The sequence below is a fragment of the Comamonas sp. 4034 genome (assembly GCF_050434545.1).
Classification (GTDB): Bacteria; Pseudomonadota; Gammaproteobacteria; order Burkholderiales; family Burkholderiaceae_C; genus Comamonas; species Comamonas odontotermitis.
In genome coordinates this window covers 509,956-528,471 of record NZ_JBNDIT010000001.1, presented here as the reverse complement: position 1 = coordinate 528,471, position 18,516 = coordinate 509,956, and the positions used below count along the sequence as shown (strand labels likewise).

Sequence of the window (18,516 nt, the reverse complement as noted above, 5' to 3'; positions counted from 1 at the left end):
TTGCCTCGAATCGCCTCGGATTGCTATAAATAATATAGCTTATGGCGATTTCATGGCCTGCACTGCAGGCCATTTTCATTGAGATATTCAGCCTTCCAGCACCGGGTAGAGCGACAGCACCAGCAGTGCCGCCATGCCCCAGTTGAAGCGCTGCAGGGCCCGGGGCGTGCGCAGGGCGCGTCCCACTGCACTGCCGAACAGCGTCCAGACGCTGACACTGGGGTAGTTCACGAGGCCCAGCACCAGTGCCGCCAGCAGCAGGTTGCCCGCATAGCCATCGCGCGGCGTGTAGGTAGCAACAATGCCGATGGCCATGATCCAGGCTTTGGGATTGACCCACTGGAAGGCCGCTGCCTGCCAGAAGCCAAAAGGCCGGGCCCCCGCCTGGCCCGCGTCCACCTGCCCCGAGCGGGCTATCTTCCAGGCCAACCACAGCAGGTAGGCCGCGCCCAGGTACTTGAGCAAGGTGTACAGCCGGGGCTCGCGCTCGAACGCCGCACCCAACCCGAGCCCCACCAGCAGCAGCATGACCACCACGCCCAGGCTGATGCCCAGCATATGCGGCACGGTGCGGCGATAGCCAAAAGTGGCACCGGAAGCTGTGAGCATCACATTGTTGGGGCCCGGCGTGACGGAGCTGACGAAGGTGAACAAGGCCAGCGGCAGAACAAAGGCGGATGTTTCAGGCAGAAAGGACATGGCAGCGGGCAGGAAAGGAGAGAAGAAAAGCAAAAAAAGGAGATGTACGAAGATGCTAGCTTTGAAAATCAGTACAGTACCAGTACACTTTATCTGGCCACTTCAAGAATTGGCCTGCCTCCATGACCCAGACACTTTCACCCACCCCTGACATTGCGTTCTCCGCCCAGGTCTCTGCCGCCACCTGGGGGTGGCAGCCCGTGCGCACTGGCAGCGCATCCCTGGTCGAGCAACTGGTGGAGCATTTTGGAAACCGCATCCGCAACCATGGGCTGCGCGCCGGCATGCGTCTGCCGTCCGTGCGCGCGCTGGCCGAGCAGGCCGGCGTGAGCCGCGACACCGTGGTGCAGGCCTACGACCGGCTGGCCGCTCAGGGCCTGGTCCAGTCGCGCCGTGGTGCGGGCTTTTTCGTCTGCGCCCGGCGCGCGGTGTCGGCCACCCCGCCTGCACCTGCAGCTGCGCTGGCTCAGGGTGTGGCCTTCGACACCACCTACCTGCTGCGCGGCATCTTCCGCGAGGATGCCGATGGCTCTGGCCACACCGGCAGCGCGGGCTGCCTGCCCGCCAGCTGGATGGACGAGGGCTTGATCAGCGGTGCGATGCGCGCCATCCTCAAGCAGGGCGCGCGTGCGGAGCTGGGCCTGCTGGGCTATGGCCTGCCCCAGGGTTTTGCACCGCTGCGCCGGCAGATCGCATCCACCCTGCAGGCGCAGGAGGTACCAGCCCACCCCGAGACGCACCTGATGACGGTGAGCGGCGTCACCCATGGGCTCGATCTGATCGTGCGCGGCTTTCTGCAACCCGGCGACACGGTGCTGGTCGAGGACCCGGGCTGGTTCCTGATCTTCGGCCGCCTCAACACCATGGGCGTCAATGTCGTGGGCGTACCGCGTCTGCCGGGCGGCCCTGACGTGCAGGCACTGCAAGCCCTGGCAGAACAGCACCGGCCCAAGCTCTTCATCCTGAACACCGCCGTGCACAACCCTACCGGCCTGAGCCTATCGGCCGGCGTGGCACACGAAGTGCTGCGCATCGCCGAGCGGCACGATTTCCTGCTGGTGGAGGACGACACCTACTCCGAGTACCTGGGCAACATGCCGCTGCGCTTGGCCGCCATGGACCGGTTGCAGCGCGTGCTGCTGGTCGGCGGCTACTCCAAGACCCTCTCGGGCGGGCTGCGCGTGGGCTATGTGGCAGCGCGCCCCGAATTCATCCACCGCCTCACCGACCTGAAACTGCTGGGCGGCCTGACATCGGCCCTGCCCAGCGAGCAGATCGTGCACCGCATCCTGGCCGATGGCAGCTACCGCAAGCATGTAGACCGGCTGCGCGAGCGCGTGGACAAGGCGCGCCACCGCTGCCTGCGCCAGCTGGAAGCACTGGGCTGCCAGGCCGTGCACGAGCCCGTGGCAGGAACCTTTGCCTGGGTGGACTGCGGCATGGATTCCGAGCTGCTGGCCCGCCAGGCGGCAGAGCACGGGCTGCTGCTGGCGCCAGGCGTGCTGTTCTCACCGCGCCAGGCACCGTCAACGCTTTTGCGGATTTCCGTAGCCATGGCCGAACAGCCCACGGCATGGCAGACGCTGGAGTTGCTGCTCAGGCGCCACCGCCCTGCTTGATAGGCGGCCAGTGCACCTCAACAACTAATCAAATTAAAAATTGTCGATCCGTGGTACAAATTCGCCCACCTGAAGATCAGGCAGAACCAGGACTTTTGACGTGCACGCATACACCAGTATCAAGATCGGAGCCCATGACGATCAACCGCAGTCCGCACAGACCGTGCAGGCATTCCTTGAAGTTCTGGAGGCCACGGACTGGACGACCATCATGGGCCGCTGGCTGGAGACGCAGGAGACACCTCTTCCCGCCTACGTGCTGCAACACACCAAAAACAGCGCCACCTTGAGCGTGAGCCGCATTTGCCACGATGATGTGGATTACTACCAGCTGATGTTCTTTCAGCGGATCAAGGCAGGCCTGTTCAAGAAGAAAATGGTCGGTCTGAGCACCGAACTGCATGCTGTTGGCGACATGGCCGATTTCGCCGAATGCTTCTGGGCGGGACAATTTGACGAACTTCAGCAGCGCATGCGCGCCAAGGGTGTGAACACCTTCGCCTGACACTCGCCGCTCAGGCCACGGCGCCCCACGCAATCCAAGGCCGACATGGCTGGAGCTTGCCGAGGGGCGCCTGATTCAGCTTTTGTACAACGGCCATTGCCTGCGAAACCCGGTACGGCGGGCGCTCTGCGGGCCGAAGGCGCGCGGCTTTGATCCACATCGAATCCCTTTCATCTGCAGCTTGGCAAACTGCTTCTCAGCTTGTTTTTCAACCTCGGAGAAAATGATGAAAGCTCGAACCAAACTTGCCCTGCTGCTCGGTACGCTGATCGCTGCACCGGCCATGGCTGCCGCTGGCTGCGATATCGCCATCGAAGCCAACGACGCCATGCAGTTCAACAAGTCCAGCATTGCCGTACCTGCCAGCTGCAAGCAGTTCACCGTGAACCTCAAGCACACGGGCAAACTGCCCAAGGCTGCCATGGGACATAACTGGGTGCTGAGCAAGGCTGCCGACCTGCAAGCGGCAGCGACCGATGGCATCTCCGCCGGAGCGGACAAGGATTATGTGAAACCTGGCGACAGCCGCGTGGTCGCATACACCAAGGTCATTGGCGGCGGTGAATCCACATCTGTGACCTTTGACGTAGCCAAACTCAAAAGCGGCGAGAGCTATGCCTGGTTCTGCTCGTTCCCCGGCCATTCCGGAATCATGAAGGGCACTCTCGCCCTGGCCAAGTAACTTCCCCTCTCACAGCAAAGGCATCACGGCGCGCCGGTACACCCCATCACCCACTGGCGCGCCCACGCCCCTCAGTCAACAGCACTGCTGCCTGCACCCTTGATGAAAGGCCCAGCTTGCGCAGAATGTGCTGAACATGAATCTTCACCGTAGTTTCGGCAATTGCCAGACTGCGTGCAATTTCCTTGTTGCTGGCCCCCGCCGCAATCTCGCGCAGAATCTCGAACTCGCGTGGTGACAACTGCTCGAGCGGATCAACCGGCCCGACAACAACGGGTGGCACAGACGGTGCAGCCATCCGCGGCTGCTGGGCTTGCAATGCGCTCACAAGCTTGTCCGTCATTTCCATGCTCACCGTGGATTGGCCGCGCAGCGCGCGCTCAATGGCCGCAACCAGCACCTCACTGTCCGCCGTTTTGAGCAGGTAGCCATGCGCTCCACGCTGCAATGCCAGCGCCAGCGTGTCTGCATCCTCACTGACGGTAAGCATCAGCACTCGCGCCGATGGTGCAGCCTCTCGCAAACCGGGCAGCAGATCCACGCCGCTGACACCGGGCATGTGGTGGTCCAGCAGCACCACATCGGGCTGCAACTGCTCTGCACGGCGCAGCGCCTCTCCAGCATCTGCAGCTTCGCCCACCACCTGCAGCTGCGGCTGGGTCGCCAAAAGCGCTGTGACGCCTCGCCGGAAAAGCGGATGGTCATCGACCACCAGCAACCGAATCGGCGTGCGCTGGGTTTGCTCCGCGCTCATGGCAGGCTCCTTTCCGCTTCAAATGTTTCCGTTGTGGGCAGCAGACGCGGCAAGGTCAGCGCCACACAGGTGCCCGCCCCCACTACGGAGGTGATCTCCAGCGTTGCGCCGATGCTTGCAGCACGCTCGCGCATGATGCGCAGGCCGACATGCGTCTCGTCCAGCGCAGGCGACGCATTCTCCATACCTCGGCCATCGTCGCGCACTTCCACTACCCACTGCGGCGCCTGTTGTACATCTACCCATACGGCATGCGCCTGCGCATGCTTGCGCACATTGGACAACGCTTCCTGCACAACGTGCAGCACCTGCACCTGCACATCAGGCGGCAGCGCCATGCCTTCGCCCTCGATACTCAGATGTGCGGGCAGGCCCGTCTGGTGCTCGAACTTGGTCAACGTGGTACGCAGCGCGGGTCCAATATCCTCTGCGTTGGTTCGGGTACGGAAATGCACCAGCAACTCGCGCACATCAGACAGGCTTTCGCGTATGCCCGCATCCAATTCCGCCAAGGTTGCTTGCACACGGTCGCCATCCGGCGGCTCCCGAGCGATTTCGTCGCGCAGCAATGCTGCCTGAATCTTCAGAAATGCCAGGCTCTGCGCAATGGAATCATGCAGCTCGCGCGCCAACAGGCCGCGCTCATCCGCAACTGCCGCCTCTCGCTGAAGCGCATCGGCGCGCAACCCCTCCATACCACCCGCCAGGTGGCTTGCCAATGCATCCAGCAGTGCCTGGTCGTCAGCACCGAGCTCGGTTGGATGGCGGAAGAACAGGTCAACCTCGCCGACCATGCGTTCATGCAGCCGCACCGGGACACTCAGCACATAGGCAAATCCAGCCCGGCTGCACTGTCCGGCATCCACCCGGCCTGCCCGCGAGGAAGCGCCTCCGCGCCAGTCCTGCAGCACCACCAGTTGCGTCTCCGCCTGGGCCTTGGGTTGGCCACAGAAACAGTCTCCCGTGGGGACACAGTGTTCGGCATCGACCATTTCGTCGGGCAATCCCTCCGAGGCGAGCAGCACATAGCGACGATTGTCTTCATCCGACCAGCGCACTGCCACGGCATCGGCTTGCACGATCTTGCGCGTCTGGGCTGCAAAGCCCTGGGCCAGCGCCTGCAATGAATCAGCCTGGGCGACCAGAGCCGCGCCTTCGTACAGGGCCGCCAACCGGGCGCGCTCGGTCTGCAAATGTTCGGTCTTCTGCTGCACACGGCGCTCCAGGCTGGAGTACAAATCCTGCAGCCGCACTGCCATGCGGTTGAAGCCCCGGGCCACGGCACCGAATTCATCGCCACCTTCGCTAGCCACCCGGGCCGACAAGTCGCCCGCCTCGACGCTTGCCAACGCGGCCTGCAGTCGTGAAAGCGGACCGAACACCAGCAGTTGCGCAGAATACATGAGCGCCAGTGCCGCAGCGATGGCCAATGCCATCATTACAAACTGCGCTACGTTGAGCAGGGTGGTCCAGCGCGCAAGTTGCTGCTCAATGGTGCCCACCAGGCGATCAACGCCACCAACGAAGTCCTCGGCCTGCCGCGCAATGACAGTATTCTGTGCTGCATTGCCGTCCGCAAGCGGCTGCTGCCACTCCTTGCGAAGCTCCTGCCAGCTTTGCTGTACAGCCTTCAATGCCGCGCGAGAATCCTCATTGCGCGGCACAGACAGCGGACGGGTGGCATCGCCCCGCTGCAACAATGCCAGGCTCGCGTCAAACTGCCCCATCAGCAAGGCAACCCGCTGTGAATCGGCGCCAGGCAAAGCCTGCGCCAACCGCCAGGTCTGCATGCGCATGCGCCCAGCTTCGTTGATCGCGGCAGCCCCTCCTTCAAGTGACCAGGTAAGCCGCAGCGTCAGTCCGATGGCAATGAGTGCCATCAACAGCAAAGCGCAACCAATGGCGCCAATCTTGACGGCCAGCGGGCGGCCCGATGCCTCCGCGCCCTCCTGGTTCATGGGATCACCTCCTTGCTGTGCATCGCGGCGCGATCCACTTTGGGCAGCTTCAGTGGGCGGATTCATGTCGCGGAATCCGAATAGCGAACGCCGCGGCGTTGCGCCATGTCCCTGCCCATGGCGAACTGTTCATGCAAACCAAGGCACGTTTGGGCCTGAGGATAGGCCAGTTCCTCTTCTGCTGCGATGTGACGTGCATACAAAGCCGCAAAATCAGCCCAGCGAACGCGCGCCTCGGCGAGTGCCTCACTGCTCAGAGCGTTTCCAGCGTGCACGGCCTGCAAATCCGCCCGAATAGGCTGCCACAAAGTCTCCATCCTTTCATGCTCGGCTTGCAGGACATCGGCCAACGCCTTCGCCCCCGATGCGCGCAGCACCGGGAACACATGCAACTCTTCATCCTGGTGGTGCAATGGCGCGGCCAGGTCGAAATAGCGTTGTACATCGGCGGCTGCATCGCGTGCCTGCTCATCGGGCACCCCGCCCCCCTGCGCCGCGAGGTACTCGCCCAAACGGGAAAGCAGCGCCAACGTGCGCTCCACCCGGCCGTGGCAAGCATGCAGCATGCCAAACGGCTCGTCGAAGCCTGCTGAAGAGGGGGTGTGCAATTGCAAGGTCACAGCCATGGATTGTCGCTGCCGGTCGATGGCGTCACCGCATGGTGCGCGCCGTTAATGATCTATGTCAATTTCTTGTGTCAAGTTGTCGCACATAGTGGAATTGTCCTCCCCCTCGCATTCATGGCCAAACGCTTTCCGAACAACCCTGCACACCCTGAGCGCACCTGCTGGGGCTGCAACCGTTACTGCGCTGCAACTGCCATGGCGTGCGGCAATGGCTCGGAGCGGTCACCACATCCCGCCGAGCTGTTCGGGCCTGATTGGGCAGAATGGGACCCTCTGGCGCTGTTAGACGACACAGCAGCCCACGCCAGGCCTGGCCCGTCTCAGACCACTGATTCCGCATAGGGCTCGTAGGGCCCGGTGCCCGCATGGCCCGCATCGGCTGCGGCCATGAAGCTGCCGCTTGCCGCATCGAACACATGTACTTCGCCGTCCTCGATCACGTAGTGCCATCCATGCAGGCTGAGCGTGCCCGCCTCGACCCGCTCGCGCACCATGGGGTAATCCATCAGCCGCTCCAGCTGCAGCACGACGGCCCGCTGCTCTGTGCGGCGCAACGCATCAGGGCCAGATTCAGCCACCGGCAACGCCGCTTCACGGCCCAGCTCCAGCCAGGCCGCCAGATTGCGTGCCGCCGCCGGCACGCCCCCATACAGTGCACGAATGCCCCCACAATGGCTGTGGCCGCAGACGATGATGCGACGCACCTGCAGATTCAGGACCGCGAACTCGATCGCGGCCGACGTACCGTGGTAGCCCCAGCTGCCGTCATAAGGCGGCACGAAGGCACCCACATTGCGCACCAGAAAGAGCTCTCCCGGCCCGGTGCCTGTCAGCAGGTAGGGGACCAACCGCGAATCACTGCAACCGATGAACAGCGTCGCCGGGTGCTGGCCCTGGTCTACCAGCACCCGAAACCGCTCTTCATGCAGCGGAAAGGCATGGTCGTGAAAGCGGCGCAGGCGCTGAAGCAGGTCGTCGTCAGGCATTCACTGCACCAGTGGCGTTTCTGCCGCTTCCAGATCCACGCCCACCACGCGTGCACGGCCGGCCAGCAAGCGCAGGTACTGCGACAGCGCCGTGGCAAAGCTCTGCTGGCGTAGCTGTTGCAGCACTGCAGCGCGCACCTGCTCGTAGGGTGGAACTGTGCCACTCTCACGCTCCAGCACTTCAACGACATGCAGGCCGAAACGGCTGTACACCAGGCGCGGCAGCACGCCGACCTCGGCAAGGCCGAACAACTCTTTGGCGAACTCAGGCGCGCAGTCCTCCGCGCGCAACCATCCCAGCTGGCCACCTTCCGTACCGCTGGGGCAATTGCTGCTGGCGCGGGCTGCGGCGGCAAATCGGTCGCCCGCAGCCTGTTCTTCGGGTGTGGCGCTACGAACATCGAGCAGGCAAGCCTCGGCGCGCTGACGCAATGCATTCACATCCACACCAGGGGTCACGGCAAAAAGCACATGGCGCGCCAATACGCGTTCTCCACAAGCATAGCGCGCCGTATGCGCCAGGTAGTGGCGGCGGCCCGCCTCGTCGCCGGGTTCGGGCAAGTGAAGTTCCGTGTCCAGCAGGCGCTCAATGGCCAATCCTGCGGTTTCGCTGATTGCGCCGGCGCTTGGCGTCGGGTCATCGGCTGCCAGCAGCCCCTGCGCCATTGCGGCCTGGCGCAGCAGCTCGGTGCAGGCACGCTGGCGCAGCTCCATGGCATCGAGCAACTCGTTCGTCTCGCACAAGGCAATGCCATTCACCTGGGGAGCAGGAAAGACTGTGCGCGATGCTTCAAGCGGCGCCTCAATGCGAGGCAGGCTGTCTTTCTCGCTCTCCTGGCAGGCGCATGCGTGGCTGCCGCAGCCACCAGCGCCAGAAAGCAGGTGATCGCTCATGACTGACCCCCTTCACGGTTTTCAGGCAGGTTCATCCGGCGCGAACGCACCAATTGGTAGGGGCGCGCGAGATAGGCCACCGAAGCCAGCCCGCTCCACACATGCACCAGCCGGCTGAAGGGAAACAGCAGGAAGATGGTCATGCCCAGCACCATGTGCACTTTGAACGGCCAGTCCAGCGCCACCAGACCTGCAGCGTCGGGGCGGAAGGTGACGATGCGCTGCGCCCAGTCGGCCAGCACCAGCATGGCGCTGGCGTCAGCCCGGTGCGAAAACGATGCCGGCAAAGTCGCTAGGCCCAGCACCAGTTGCACCCACAGGATGATGAGGATGGCCAGATCGGTGCGGTGGCTGGTGCGGCGGATGCGCGGATCGGCAATGCGCCGGTGCAGCAGCAACGTCAGGCCGATGAAGCACACCACACCGGCAACGCCACCGGAGACGATGGCCAGCATCTGCTTTTGTGGCGCGGTGATCAGCCACTCGTACATGAAATGCGGCGTGAGCAGGCCCACGGTATGGCCGAACAGCAGAAACAGAATGCCGATATGGAACAGGTTGCTGCCCCAGCGCAACTGACCCGAGCGCAGCAGCTGCGACGAATCGCTTTTCCAGGTGTACTGGTCGCGGTCGAAGCGCGCGAGACTGCCCATCAGGAAGACAGCCAGGCAGATGTAGGGGTAGACGACAAACAGGAAGTTGTGCAATGCAAGTGGCATGGCGGGCTCCTCGGGATTCAGCGGGCGGAGCCGGCCGGTGGCTGGCGCCGCGTGATGTGGATGGGTTGCGGGGTGCCGGGTGCGGCCTGCCCCTGGCTGTTGCAGCCGCCAAATGCTGCTGGCTCTTCCCAGCTTTCATCCAGTGACTCATCAGCGGGCAATGAAGCGGCGGGCGTATCCGCCACCACCGGCTGGCCTGCCAGGTCAAGCACGGCAGACACCACGGCGGCATAGTCGCTTTGGCGGCGCACCAGGGCAGCGGCGATGGATTGCAGAATGTGCGCAAACTCTCCAATGAAGGCACGCGCCTCCTGCGTCGGCTGGGTGGAGGCGAACTCCAGCAGCACAGTCAGGTGGTCTGGCAGTTCGGCAGGGTCCAGCAGCAGGCCAGCCCGCTCGTAGGTTTTCACCAGATCGACCATGGCCGGCCCGCGGTCACGCGAATCGCCGTGCACATGCTCGAATAAGTGCAGTGCAGTGCCGCGTCCACGGTCAAACAGGTCTACATAGCTGGCTTCGGCATCCATGCCTTCTGCCAGCAGGCGATCCATCAGGGCGTCGAGTTCAGTGCGGCGCACATTGCCTAGCGCGTTTTCGGCGTTCAGCGCGGTATGGATGTCCACCAGGTGGCCACGCATGTCGGCATCCGGGTAGCGCAGCAGGTGGGCCAGTGCGCGCAGGGTGAAGCTGATACTGTCTTTCATGTCTTCTCTCCTCACAGCGTCGCCTTGATGGGGATGGTGCGCTTCTTCTCGCTGCCAAACAGGCTGGTTTCGGTCTCGCCCTCGCTGCAGCCGTTGCCAAAGGAGAACCCGCAGCCGCCGCGCACATTGAAGGCGTTTTCCGCGTATTCGCGGTGCGTGGTAGGGATCACAAAGCGGTCTTCGTAATTGGCAATGGCCATGATCCGGTACATCTCTTCAGCTTCGGCCACAGACAGCTGCGCCTGTTGCAGTGCCGCTTGGTTGGGCATACCTTCCACATGTTTGCCGCGCTGGTAGGCGCGCATGGCCAGCATACGTTCCAGCGCCCGCACCACGGGCACGGTGTCGCCTGCGGTGAGCAGGTTGGCCAGGTATTTGACAGGAATGCGCAGCTGGTTCACATCCGGCAGCTCGCCGTTGGCGCTCACGTGGCCGGCCTGGGCCGCTGCAGTAATGGGCGACAGCGGTGGCACGTACCAGACCATGGGCAGCGTGCGGTACTCGGGATGCAGCGGCAGTGCAACCTTCCAGTCCACCGCCATCTTGTAGACGGGGCTGTTGCGCGCAGCGATCAGCCAGGCCTCGGGGATACCGTCGCGGCGGGCCTGCTCGATCACCGCCGGGTCGTTCGGGTCGAGGAAGATGTCCAGCTGGGCCTGGTATAGGTCCTTGTCCTTTTCGACGCTGGCTGCCTGTTCGATGCGGTCGGCATCGTAAAGCAGCACGCCCAGATAGCGGATGCGGCCGACGCAGGTTTCCGAGCACACGGTGGGCTGCCCGGCTTCGATGCGTGGGTAGCAGAAGATGCACTTTTCGGCCTTGCCGCTCTTCCAGTTGTAGTAAATCTTCTTGTACGGGCAGCCCGAGACGCACATCCGCCAGCCGCGGCACTTGTCCTGGTCGATCAGCACGATGCCGTCTTCCTCGCGCTTGTAGATCGAACCGCTCGGGCAACTCGCCACACAGGCGGGGTTCAGACAGTGCTCGCACAGGCGCGGCAGGTACATCATGAAGGTGTTCTCGAACTGGCCGTAGATGTCCTTCTGCACCTCGTCAAAATTCTTGTCCCGGCTGCGCTTGCTGAATTCGCCGCCCAGAATTTCCTCCCAGTTCGGGCCCCACTCGATCTTCTCCATGCGCTGGCCGGTAATGAGGCTGCGCGGACGGGCCGTAGGCGCTGCCTTCATCTCCTTGGCACTCTGCAGGTGGTCGTAGTCGAAGGTGAAGGGCTCGTAGTAGTCGTCGATCTCCGGCAGGTTGGGGTTGGCGAAGATCTTCATCAGCAGCTGCCATTTGCCGCCCTGGCGCGGCACGATGGAGCCATCAGCCTTGCGGGTCCAGCCGCCATTCCAGCGCTCCTGGTTTTCCCACTCCTTGGGGTAACCAATGCCGGGCTTGGTCTCGACGTTGTTGAACCAGGCGTATTCCACGCCGGGGCGGCTGGTCCAGACGTTCTTGCAGGTCACGCTGCAGGTATGGCAGCCGATGCATTTGTCCAGGTTCAGCACCATGCCGATCTGTGCACGTACTTTCATCGCGGTTTCCTTGTTCTTTCTGATCGGAATCAGGGGTTCTCGCCCTGCGACTGGTAAGCACCAGCCAGGTGGTCATCGCGCGGCGTGTCCAGCCAGTCCACCTTGGCCATCTTGCGCACGACGACGAATTCGTCGCGGTTGGTGCCGATGGTTCCGTAGTAGTTGAAGCCGTAGCTGTACTGCGCGTAGCCACCGATCATGTGCGTGGGTTTGAGCACGATGCGCGTGACCGAGTTGTGGATACCACCACGCACGCCGGTGATCTCACTGCCGGGTGTGTTGATGATCTTTTCCTGCGCGTGGTACATCAGCACCATGCCGGGATTGACGCGCTGGCTTACCACCGCGCGCACGGCGACTGCACCATTGAGGTTGAACATCTCCATCCAGTCGTTGTCTTCGATACCGGCGCGCCTGGCGTCCTCCTCGCTGATCCACGCCACAGGGCCGCCACGGTTGAGCGTAAGCATCAGCAGGTTGTCGGTGTACGTGCTGTGGATGCCCCACTTCTGGTGCGGCGTGATGAAGTTGAGCTGGATCTCCGGGTGCCCATTGGGTTTGATGCCCTGCATGCCAGCCGTGGCCTTCATGTCGACCGGCGGACGGTAGCTGGAGAAGCCCTCGCCGAAGGCAACCATCCAGGGGTGATCCTGGTAGAACTGCTGGCGGCCGGTGAGCGTGCGCCATGGAATCAGCTCGTGCACATTGGTGTAGCCCGCGTTGTAGCTCACCGTTTCGCTCTCGATGCCGCTCCAGGTGGGCGAGCTGATGATCTTGCGCGGCTGCGCCTGGATGTCGCGATAGCGGATCTTTTCGTCCTCGCGGTACAGGGCCAGGTGCTTGTGTTCACGGCCCGTGGCTTTCTCCAGCGCCTCCCAGGCCTTCACGGCCACGTGGCCATTGGTCTCGGGAGCCAGCTGCAGGATGACTTCGCAGGCGTCGATGTCACTGACGATGCGTGGGCGGCCTTCGGTCACGCCGGGCTCGATGGTCAGGCCATTCAGCTGGCCCAGTTGTTCCACCTCGGTGCCGGTTTTCCAGTTGATGCCCTTGCCGCCGTTGCCCAGCTTGTCCATCAGCGGGCCCAGCGCGGTAAAGCGCTTGTAGGTGTTGGGGTAGTCGCGCTCCACCACCGTGACCTGTGGCGCCGTCTTGCCGGGGATGAGGTCGCACTCGCCTTTTTTCCATTCGGCCACGCCGTAGGGCTGCGCCAGCTCGGCAGGGGTGTCGTGCATCAGCGGCGTAAGCACGGTATCGCGCTCCACGCCCAGATGACCCACGCAGACCTCACTGAAAGCCTTGGCAAAGCCCTTGTAGATTTCCCAGTCGGAACGCGACTCCCACACCGGATCGACCGCAGCCGACAGTGGGTGGATGAAGGGATGCATGTCACTGGTGTTGAGGTCGTTCTTCTCGTACCAGCTGGCCGTGGGCAGCACCACATCGGAGTAGAGGCAGGTCGTACTCATGCGGAAGTCGAGCGTAACCAGCAGATCCAGCTTGCCCTGGGGCGCCTGGGCATGCCAGGTCACCTCTTCGGGCTTGGCATCCTGCGGGCCGAGGTCCTTACCTTGCACGCCGTTGTCGGTGCCCAGCAGGTGTTTGCAGAAGTACTCGTGCCCCTTGCCGCTGGAGCCCAGCAGGTTGCTGCGCCACACGAAAAGGTTGCGCGGCCAGTTCTCGGGGGCGTCCGGGTCTTCGCAGCTCATCGTGAGGCTGCCGCTCTTGAGGCCCTGGGCCACATAATCGCGTGGCGCCAGGCCCGCCGCATCGGCCTGCGCAGCAATCGACAGCGGATTGGTCTTGAGCTGCGGGGCACTCGGCAACCAGCCCATGCGCTCGGCGCGCACGTTGTAGTCGATCATGCTGCCACCGTACTGGCTCCGATCGGCCAAGGGGCTGACGATTTCTTCCATGCCCAGTTTTTCGTAGCGCCACTGGTCGGTGTGCGCGTAGAAGAAGCTGGTGCTGTTCTGCTGGCGTGGTGGCCGTGCCCAGTCGAGTGCGAAGGCCAGCGCCGTCCATCCGGTCTGCGGGCGCAGCTTTTCCTGGCCCACGTAGTGCGACCAGCCGCCGCCGCTCTGGCCAATGCAGCCGCACAGCATCAACAGGTTGATGACGCCACGGTAGTTCATGTCGCAGTGGTACCAGTGGTTCATCGCCGCACCGATGATGACCATGGACTTGCCACGCGTCTTGTCCGCGTTGTCTGCAAATTCGCGCGCCACGGTGATGATCTGCTGGCGCGGAACGCCGGTGATCTGCTCGGCCCATGCCGGGGTGTACGGTGCGTTGTCGTCGTAGCTGGCAGCACCGCTGCCCAAACCACGGTTGATGCCGTACTGCGCGGCCTGCAGGTCGAACACGGTGGCAACCAGCGCCTCGCTGTATTCGCCATCACAACCCAGGCGCAGGCGCACAGCCGGCACGCGGGCGCGGTTCACATTGCCCTGTTGTTCGTTGGCCGTGAAATGCGGCGTGGCAATGCCGCCAAAGTAAGGAAAGCCCACATCGACAACCTCATGCGCCTGGCTGCCGTCTTCCAGCACCGAGAGCTTGAGTTTCACCTCAGCGCCGTGGCGTGCCTCCTTGGCCTCCAGGTTCCATTTGCCGGCGTCGTCGCGGCCCTCGGCCCCCCAGCGGAAGCCGATGGAGCCGTGCGGCAGCACGGCGCGGCCATCGCCGTCGAAGGCCATGGTCTTCCACTCCGGGTTGTTCTGCTGCCCGAGCTTGCCGTTGAAGTCGCTGGCGCGCAGGTAGCGGCCTGGTACCTGCACCACGCTGCCGTCGGGCAGGGTTTTGCTTTCCAGCAGCACCAGCATGGGCAGATCGGTGTAGCGGCGTGCGTAGTCGTCGAAGTATTCGCTGCGCCGGTCGAAGTAGAACTCCTTGAACGCCACATGGCCCATGGCCATGGCCAGCGCCGCGTCGGTGCCCTGCGTGGGATGCAGCCAGACATCGGAGAGCTTGGCCACTTCGCTGTAGTCGGGCGTCACGGCAACGGTCTTGGCCCCCTTGTAGCGCACCTCGGTGAAGAAGTGGGCATCGGGCGTGCGCGTCTGCGGAACGTTGGAGCCCCAGGCAATGATGTAGCTGCTGTTGTACCAGTCTGCCGATTCAGGCACGTCGGTCTGCTCGCCCCAGACCTGGGGGCTGGCTGGCGGCAGGTCGCAGTACCAGTCGTAGAAGCTCATGCACACGCCGCCAATCAGGCTCAGGTAGCGGCTGCCCGCCGCATAGCTGACCATGCTCATCGCCGGAATGGGCGAGAAGCCGATGATGCGGTCGGGCCCGTGTTGCTTGATGGTGTAGACGTTGGCCGCAGCCACGAGCTGGTTGACCTCGTCCCAGCTGCTACGCACGAATCCGCCCATGCCGCGCACGCTCTGGTAGTCGCGCCGCGCAGCATCGTCCTGCACGATCAGGGCCCAGGCATCCACGGGCGTTTTGGCCACGGCCAGCGCAGCGCGCCAGCGCTCCAGCAGCCGGCCGCGCACCATCGGGTACTTCACGCGGTTGGCGCTGTACAGGTACCAGCTGTAGCTGGCGCCGCGCGCGCAGCCGCGTGGCTCGTGGTTGGGCATATCCCAGCGGGTGCGGGGGTAGTCCGTCTGCTGGGTTTCCCAGGTGACGATGCCGCCCTTGACGTAGATCTTCCAGGAGCACGAGCCGGTGCAGTTCACGCCGTGCGTGCTGCGCACGATCTTGTCATGCGACCAGCGGGCGCGGTAGGCGTCTTCCCAGGTGCGGTCTTCGCCCGTGGTACGGCCATGGCCATCGGCAAAGCTTTCCTTGGGCAGACGAAAGTGGGTGAGGCGGTCGAGGAAATGACTCATGGTGGTTCTCGTTTTCTCGTGAAGGGTCAGCAGGGCATGGAGGCTTGGCGGCGCCCATAGCACCACCAGGTGATGACCACGCACAGCAGGTAGAAGGCAGCAAAGACCCACAGCGCTGCCTCCGGGCCGCCGGTGGCAGCGATGGAAGTGCCGTAGCTCTTGGGAATGAAGAAGCCGCCGTAGGCGCCAAACGCGCCGGCAAAGCCGACAGCAGCAGCGCCTAGCACATTGCCTTCCTTGATAGCGGAAGCCTGCGCCGCTGCGTCCTTGCCGGCCTGGCGCAGGGCGAGCTGGTTGAAGATGATGGGAATCATCCGGAAGGTCGATCCATTGCCGATGCCGGTGGTGACAAACAGCAGCAGAAACATCAGAAAGAAGCCAGTGAAATTGCCCTCGGCAGGCCCGATTGAAAGCGCCAGCGCACTCGCGCCCTTGGGCAGGAAATACAGCACGCCCAGCACGGCCAAAGCCATCACCAGGAAGTTCCACATCGTCACCACGCCGCCGCCGACCTTGTCGGCAAGCCAGCCGCCAAAGGGACGGATCACGGCGCCCACCAGCGGGCCAAGCCACGCATAGGTCAAGGGGTTGACGGTGGGAAACTGGCTCTTGATCAGCAGGGGAAAGCCCGCAGCAAAGCCGATGAAGGAGCCGAAGGTGCCCAGGTACAGCACACACATGATCCAGTTGTGCGGTTGCACGAAGATGGCCGCCTGTGCTGCCACCGAGGCCTTGGCGTCGGCCACATCATTCATGCCGAACCACGCTGCAACCGAGGCAAGCACGATCCATGGCACCCAGATGAAGGCGGCGTTCTGCATCCAGACCTGCACCTGGGCGCCGCCCTTGGTGATGGTCTGCGGATCGCCACCGAACACACCCAGCAGCCCTGCCGTGACGACGATGGGACTGAGGAATTGCACCACCGACACGCCCAGGTTGCCCAGGCCAGCGTTCACGCCCAGCGCCGAGCCTTTGCGGTCCTTGGGGAAGAAGTAGCTGATATTGGCCATGCTGGAGCTGAAATTGCCGCCTCCCAGCCCGCACAGCAGGGCCAGGATCAGCATCGTGGGATAGGGCGTGCTCGGGTCCTGCACCGCAATGCCGATGCCGATGGCCGGGATCAGCAGGCTGGCGGTGGAGATTGCCGTCCAGCGGCGTCCGCCGACCAGGGGCACCATGAAGGAGTAGAAGATGCGCAGCGTGGCGCCGGACAGCGCGGGCGCCGCCGCCAGCCAGAAGAGCTGGTTGGTCGAGTACTGGAAGCCCAGACTCGGCAGGCTGACGGCAACCACACTCCAGACCTGCCAGACAGCAAAGGCCAGAAAGAGGGCGGGTACCGAAATCCACAGATTGAGCTTGGCGATGGCTTCGCCCTCTTTTTCCCAGAAGGCCTTGTCCTCCGGGGTCCAGATTTTCAAGGTGCTGCCGCGGCGCGGCGCAGTGGTGGTTGTAGTGTTCATGGAGATTCTTTCCAGAAGATATTCACGCGGCCTTCAAGCCTTCTTGGCGAGGGTGCTACCCATCAGGTCGGTGTGGCGCACCTCGGTCCAGTACATCCAGATGAGAGAGACCCAGACCACGCCGTACAGCAGCATGAAAGCGCTGGAGCGCACGCCGGTCATATCCAGCAAGGCGCCGAACATGATGGGCAGCACAAAGCCACCCAGGCCGCCAGCCAGTCCGACGATGCCGCTGATGGCGCCGATGTTGTCGGGGTAGTCGTCGCCGATGTACTTGAAGACACTGGCCTTACCGAAGGCGAAAGCCACGCCCAGCACGCCCATCAGCGCAGTGAAGGTGTAGACGTTCAGCCCGATGTGGAATGTCCTGGGGCCGTTGATGGTGGCAATGGTGAAATCGGTTTGCGGATAGCTCAGCAGGAACAGGCAGATCCAGCTCACCCACATCACCCACCAGGTGACTTTGTGGGCGCCATATTTGTCTGACAGCACGCCGCCGATGGCGCGCAGCACACCGCCAGGCAGCGAAAAGCAGGCCGCCAGGAGCGCAGCCACGCGGATATCGAGGCCGTATTCGCCCACGTAGTACTGCACCATCCACAGTGCGAGCGCCACATAGCCACCGAACACGATGCTGTAGTACTGGCAGTACTTGAGCACACGCGGGTCTTTCAACGCCTTGAGCTGGTCGACAAAACGCACATTGCTGGCCACCAGATGCCGTGGATCGTGCGAACTGAACATCCAGAACAGCACCACGGTGCCCGCCAGGATGGCGGCATAGACCTGGGGCACCAGCGCCCAGCCACCCACCACCAGCAGTGCGGGTGCGAGGAACTTGTTGACCGCCGAGCCCGAGTTGCCGGCACCGTACACACCCATCGCCATGCCCTGGCGGCTCTTGGGGAACCAGCGTGCAACGTAAGGCGTGCCTACCGAGAACGAGCCGCCAGCCAGACCGACAAACAGGCCGATGACCAGGAACTGCCAGTACTGCGTGGCATAGGCCATAAGCCAGATGGCTGGCACAGTGACGGCCATCAATATGGTCATCACAATGCGGCCGCCATAGCGGTCCGTCCAGATGCCCAGCGGCACCCGCACCAGCGAGCCCGAGAGCACAGGCATGGCGGTGAGCAGGCCGAACTCGGTGGCATTCAGGCCCAGCTGCTTCTTGAGCGGAATGCCGATGACGCCAAACATCATCCACACCATGAAGCAGACGGTGAAGGCCAGCGTGCTGACGGCGAGAACGCTCCAGGCCTGGCGGGAGACAGCGGGTGGTGCAGAGGCGGAATCCATGGTGGGGCAGATGTTGTTGAATCTGCCCCACTGTCGCGCGCCAGGCCGCGCTGCACCATCCACCTGTTAGTGCATCACGCCGCGCCAGAAGAACGATGGCCGCCGCCATGCCATCGTTCTGAAGAACTACTGCGCCATAAACCCTTCAAATGCATGATTTGCGTCAAATGCACAGTGCCATCTAGCAAGCAAAGTGAAAGGTTTTTCGCCACTTTGGCAGAGCCGCTCTGCACG

At 63.2% G+C, this 18,516-nt stretch carries 16 protein-coding genes; 4 read left to right on the top strand and 12 right to left on the bottom strand.

All coding sequences use genetic code 11. From position 1 onward, the window contains the following. Nucleotides 1–87: 87 nt before the first annotated feature. Nucleotides 88–699: a LysE family translocator gene (locus tag ABIE32_RS02375; protein ID WP_395028144.1), complete on the bottom strand. Its 612-nt coding sequence runs from the start codon at nucleotides 697–699 to the stop codon at nucleotides 88–90. Nucleotides 700–821: 122 nt separating this feature from the next. Between ABIE32_RS02375 and ABIE32_RS02370 the strand changes: the two genes are divergently transcribed. From ABIE32_RS02370 to azu, 3 genes are all read left to right on the top strand, one after another. Continuing rightward, nucleotides 822–2,318, top strand: a complete 1,497-nt coding sequence (locus tag ABIE32_RS02370; RefSeq protein WP_429013515.1) for a PLP-dependent aminotransferase family protein — start codon at nucleotides 822–824, stop codon at nucleotides 2,316–2,318. 100 nt (nucleotides 2,319–2,418) lie between these two features. Next, the gene (locus ABIE32_RS02365) at nucleotides 2,419–2,823 is read left to right on the top strand and encodes a hypothetical protein (protein WP_429013512.1); all 405 of its coding nucleotides are present in this window, start codon (nucleotides 2,419–2,421) and stop codon (nucleotides 2,821–2,823) included. A 226-nt stretch (nucleotides 2,824–3,049) separates the two neighbouring features. Then, complete coding sequence (azu, locus tag ABIE32_RS02360) at nucleotides 3,050–3,505, top strand: azurin (protein ID WP_429013510.1); 456 nt, start codon at nucleotides 3,050–3,052, stop codon at nucleotides 3,503–3,505. A 46-nt stretch (nucleotides 3,506–3,551) separates the two neighbouring features. Here azu and ABIE32_RS02355 read toward each other — a convergent pair whose 3' ends face one another. The 3 genes from ABIE32_RS02355 to ABIE32_RS02345 all read right to left on the bottom strand — a co-directional run bounded on the left by ABIE32_RS02355 (nucleotide 3,552) and on the right by ABIE32_RS02345 (nucleotide 6,843). After that, nucleotides 3,552–4,259: a response regulator gene (locus ABIE32_RS02355; RefSeq protein ID WP_429013508.1), complete on the bottom strand. Its 708-nt coding sequence runs from the start codon at nucleotides 4,257–4,259 to the stop codon at nucleotides 3,552–3,554. Then, nucleotides 4,256–6,217, bottom strand: coding sequence for a type IV pili methyl-accepting chemotaxis transducer N-terminal domain-containing protein (locus ABIE32_RS02350; RefSeq protein WP_429013505.1), 1,962 nt, complete (start codon nucleotides 6,215–6,217; stop codon nucleotides 4,256–4,258). The genes ABIE32_RS02355 and ABIE32_RS02350 overlap by 4 nt, the downstream gene beginning before the upstream one ends. Nucleotides 6,218–6,279: 62 nt before the next feature. After that, nucleotides 6,280–6,843 (bottom strand): hemerythrin domain-containing protein, encoded by a 564-nt coding sequence (locus ABIE32_RS02345; protein ID WP_429013502.1) that lies wholly within the window; start codon nucleotides 6,841–6,843, stop codon nucleotides 6,280–6,282. Between the two features lie 114 nt (nucleotides 6,844–6,957). Between ABIE32_RS02345 and ABIE32_RS02340 the strand changes: the two genes are divergently transcribed. Further along, on the top strand, nucleotides 6,958–7,185 hold the full coding sequence (locus ABIE32_RS02340) for a DUF3079 domain-containing protein (RefSeq protein WP_429013637.1): 228 nt from the start codon (nucleotides 6,958–6,960) through the stop codon (nucleotides 7,183–7,185). Here ABIE32_RS02340 and ABIE32_RS02335 read toward each other — a convergent pair. From ABIE32_RS02335 to ABIE32_RS02300, 8 genes are read right to left on the bottom strand one after another with little or no spacing between them, the layout of a single operon-like run. Continuing rightward, nucleotides 7,164–7,829: a carbonic anhydrase gene (locus tag ABIE32_RS02335; protein WP_429013499.1), complete on the bottom strand. Its 666-nt coding sequence runs from the start codon at nucleotides 7,827–7,829 to the stop codon at nucleotides 7,164–7,166. The two genes, ABIE32_RS02340 and ABIE32_RS02335, sit on opposite strands and share 22 nt — an antisense overlap. Further along, complete coding sequence (locus ABIE32_RS02330; protein ID WP_429013497.1) at nucleotides 7,830–8,723, bottom strand: peptidylprolyl isomerase; 894 nt, start codon at nucleotides 8,721–8,723, stop codon at nucleotides 7,830–7,832. It lies immediately after the preceding gene. Beyond that, on the bottom strand, nucleotides 8,720–9,442 hold the full coding sequence (gene narI, locus ABIE32_RS02325; protein WP_429013494.1) for a respiratory nitrate reductase subunit gamma: 723 nt from the start codon (nucleotides 9,440–9,442) through the stop codon (nucleotides 8,720–8,722). Before narI ends, ABIE32_RS02330 begins: the two co-directional genes overlap by 4 nt. 17 nt (nucleotides 9,443–9,459) lie before the next feature. Continuing rightward, entirely contained in the window at nucleotides 9,460–10,146 is a 687-nt protein-coding gene (narJ, locus tag ABIE32_RS02320) for a nitrate reductase molybdenum cofactor assembly chaperone (RefSeq protein ID WP_429013491.1), read from the bottom strand. An 11-nt stretch (nucleotides 10,147–10,157) separates the two neighbouring features. Continuing rightward, complete coding sequence (gene narH, locus ABIE32_RS02315) at nucleotides 10,158–11,681, bottom strand: nitrate reductase subunit beta (protein WP_429013488.1); 1,524 nt, start codon at nucleotides 11,679–11,681, stop codon at nucleotides 10,158–10,160. A 29-nt stretch (nucleotides 11,682–11,710) separates the two neighbouring features. Further along, entirely contained in the window at nucleotides 11,711–15,517 is a 3,807-nt protein-coding gene (locus ABIE32_RS02310) for a nitrate reductase subunit alpha (RefSeq protein ID WP_429013486.1), read from the bottom strand. A gap of 26 nt (nucleotides 15,518–15,543) precedes the next feature. Next, nucleotides 15,544–16,980: an MFS transporter gene (locus ABIE32_RS02305; protein WP_429013483.1), complete on the bottom strand. Its 1,437-nt coding sequence runs from the start codon at nucleotides 16,978–16,980 to the stop codon at nucleotides 15,544–15,546. Between the two features lie 33 nt (nucleotides 16,981–17,013). After that, entirely contained in the window at nucleotides 17,014–18,282 is a 1,269-nt protein-coding gene (locus tag ABIE32_RS02300; RefSeq protein ID WP_429013481.1) for an MFS transporter, read from the bottom strand. Nucleotides 18,283–18,516 lie beyond the last annotated feature (234 nt).

Excerpts from the sequence above, each read along its gene's own strand:
- ABIE32_RS02375 (WP_395028144.1), bottom strand. The coding sequence starts at position 699 with ATGTCCTTTCTGCCTGAAACATCCGCCTTTGTTCTGCCGCTGGCCTTG.
- ABIE32_RS02370 (WP_429013515.1), top strand. The coding sequence starts at position 822 with ATGACCCAGACACTTTCACCCACCCCTGACATTGCGTTCTCCGCCCAG.
- azu (WP_429013510.1), top strand. The coding sequence starts at position 3,050 with ATGAAAGCTCGAACCAAACTTGCCCTGCTGCTCGGTACGCTGATCGCT.
- ABIE32_RS02355 (WP_429013508.1), bottom strand. The coding sequence starts at position 4,259 with ATGAGCGCGGAGCAAACCCAGCGCACGCCGATTCGGTTGCTGGTGGTC.
- ABIE32_RS02350 (WP_429013505.1), bottom strand. The coding sequence starts at position 6,217 with ATGAACCAGGAGGGCGCGGAGGCATCGGGCCGCCCGCTGGCCGTCAAG.
- ABIE32_RS02345 (WP_429013502.1), bottom strand. The coding sequence starts at position 6,843 with ATGGCTGTGACCTTGCAATTGCACACCCCCTCTTCAGCAGGCTTCGAC.
- ABIE32_RS02340 (WP_429013637.1), top strand. The coding sequence starts at position 6,958 with ATGGCCAAACGCTTTCCGAACAACCCTGCACACCCTGAGCGCACCTGC.
- ABIE32_RS02335 (WP_429013499.1), bottom strand. The coding sequence starts at position 7,829 with ATGCCTGACGACGACCTGCTTCAGCGCCTGCGCCGCTTTCACGACCAT.
- ABIE32_RS02330 (WP_429013497.1), bottom strand. The coding sequence starts at position 8,723 with ATGAGCGATCACCTGCTTTCTGGCGCTGGTGGCTGCGGCAGCCACGCA.
- narI (WP_429013494.1), bottom strand. The coding sequence starts at position 9,442 with ATGCCACTTGCATTGCACAACTTCCTGTTTGTCGTCTACCCCTACATC.
- narJ (WP_429013491.1), bottom strand. The coding sequence starts at position 10,146 with ATGAAAGACAGTATCAGCTTCACCCTGCGCGCACTGGCCCACCTGCTG.
- narH (WP_429013488.1), bottom strand. The coding sequence starts at position 11,681 with ATGAAAGTACGTGCACAGATCGGCATGGTGCTGAACCTGGACAAATGC.
- ABIE32_RS02310 (WP_429013486.1), bottom strand. The coding sequence starts at position 15,517 with ATGAGTCATTTCCTCGACCGCCTCACCCACTTTCGTCTGCCCAAGGAA.
- ABIE32_RS02305 (WP_429013483.1), bottom strand. The coding sequence starts at position 16,980 with ATGAACACTACAACCACCACTGCGCCGCGCCGCGGCAGCACCTTGAAA.
- ABIE32_RS02300 (WP_429013481.1), bottom strand. The coding sequence starts at position 18,282 with ATGGATTCCGCCTCTGCACCACCCGCTGTCTCCCGCCAGGCCTGGAGC.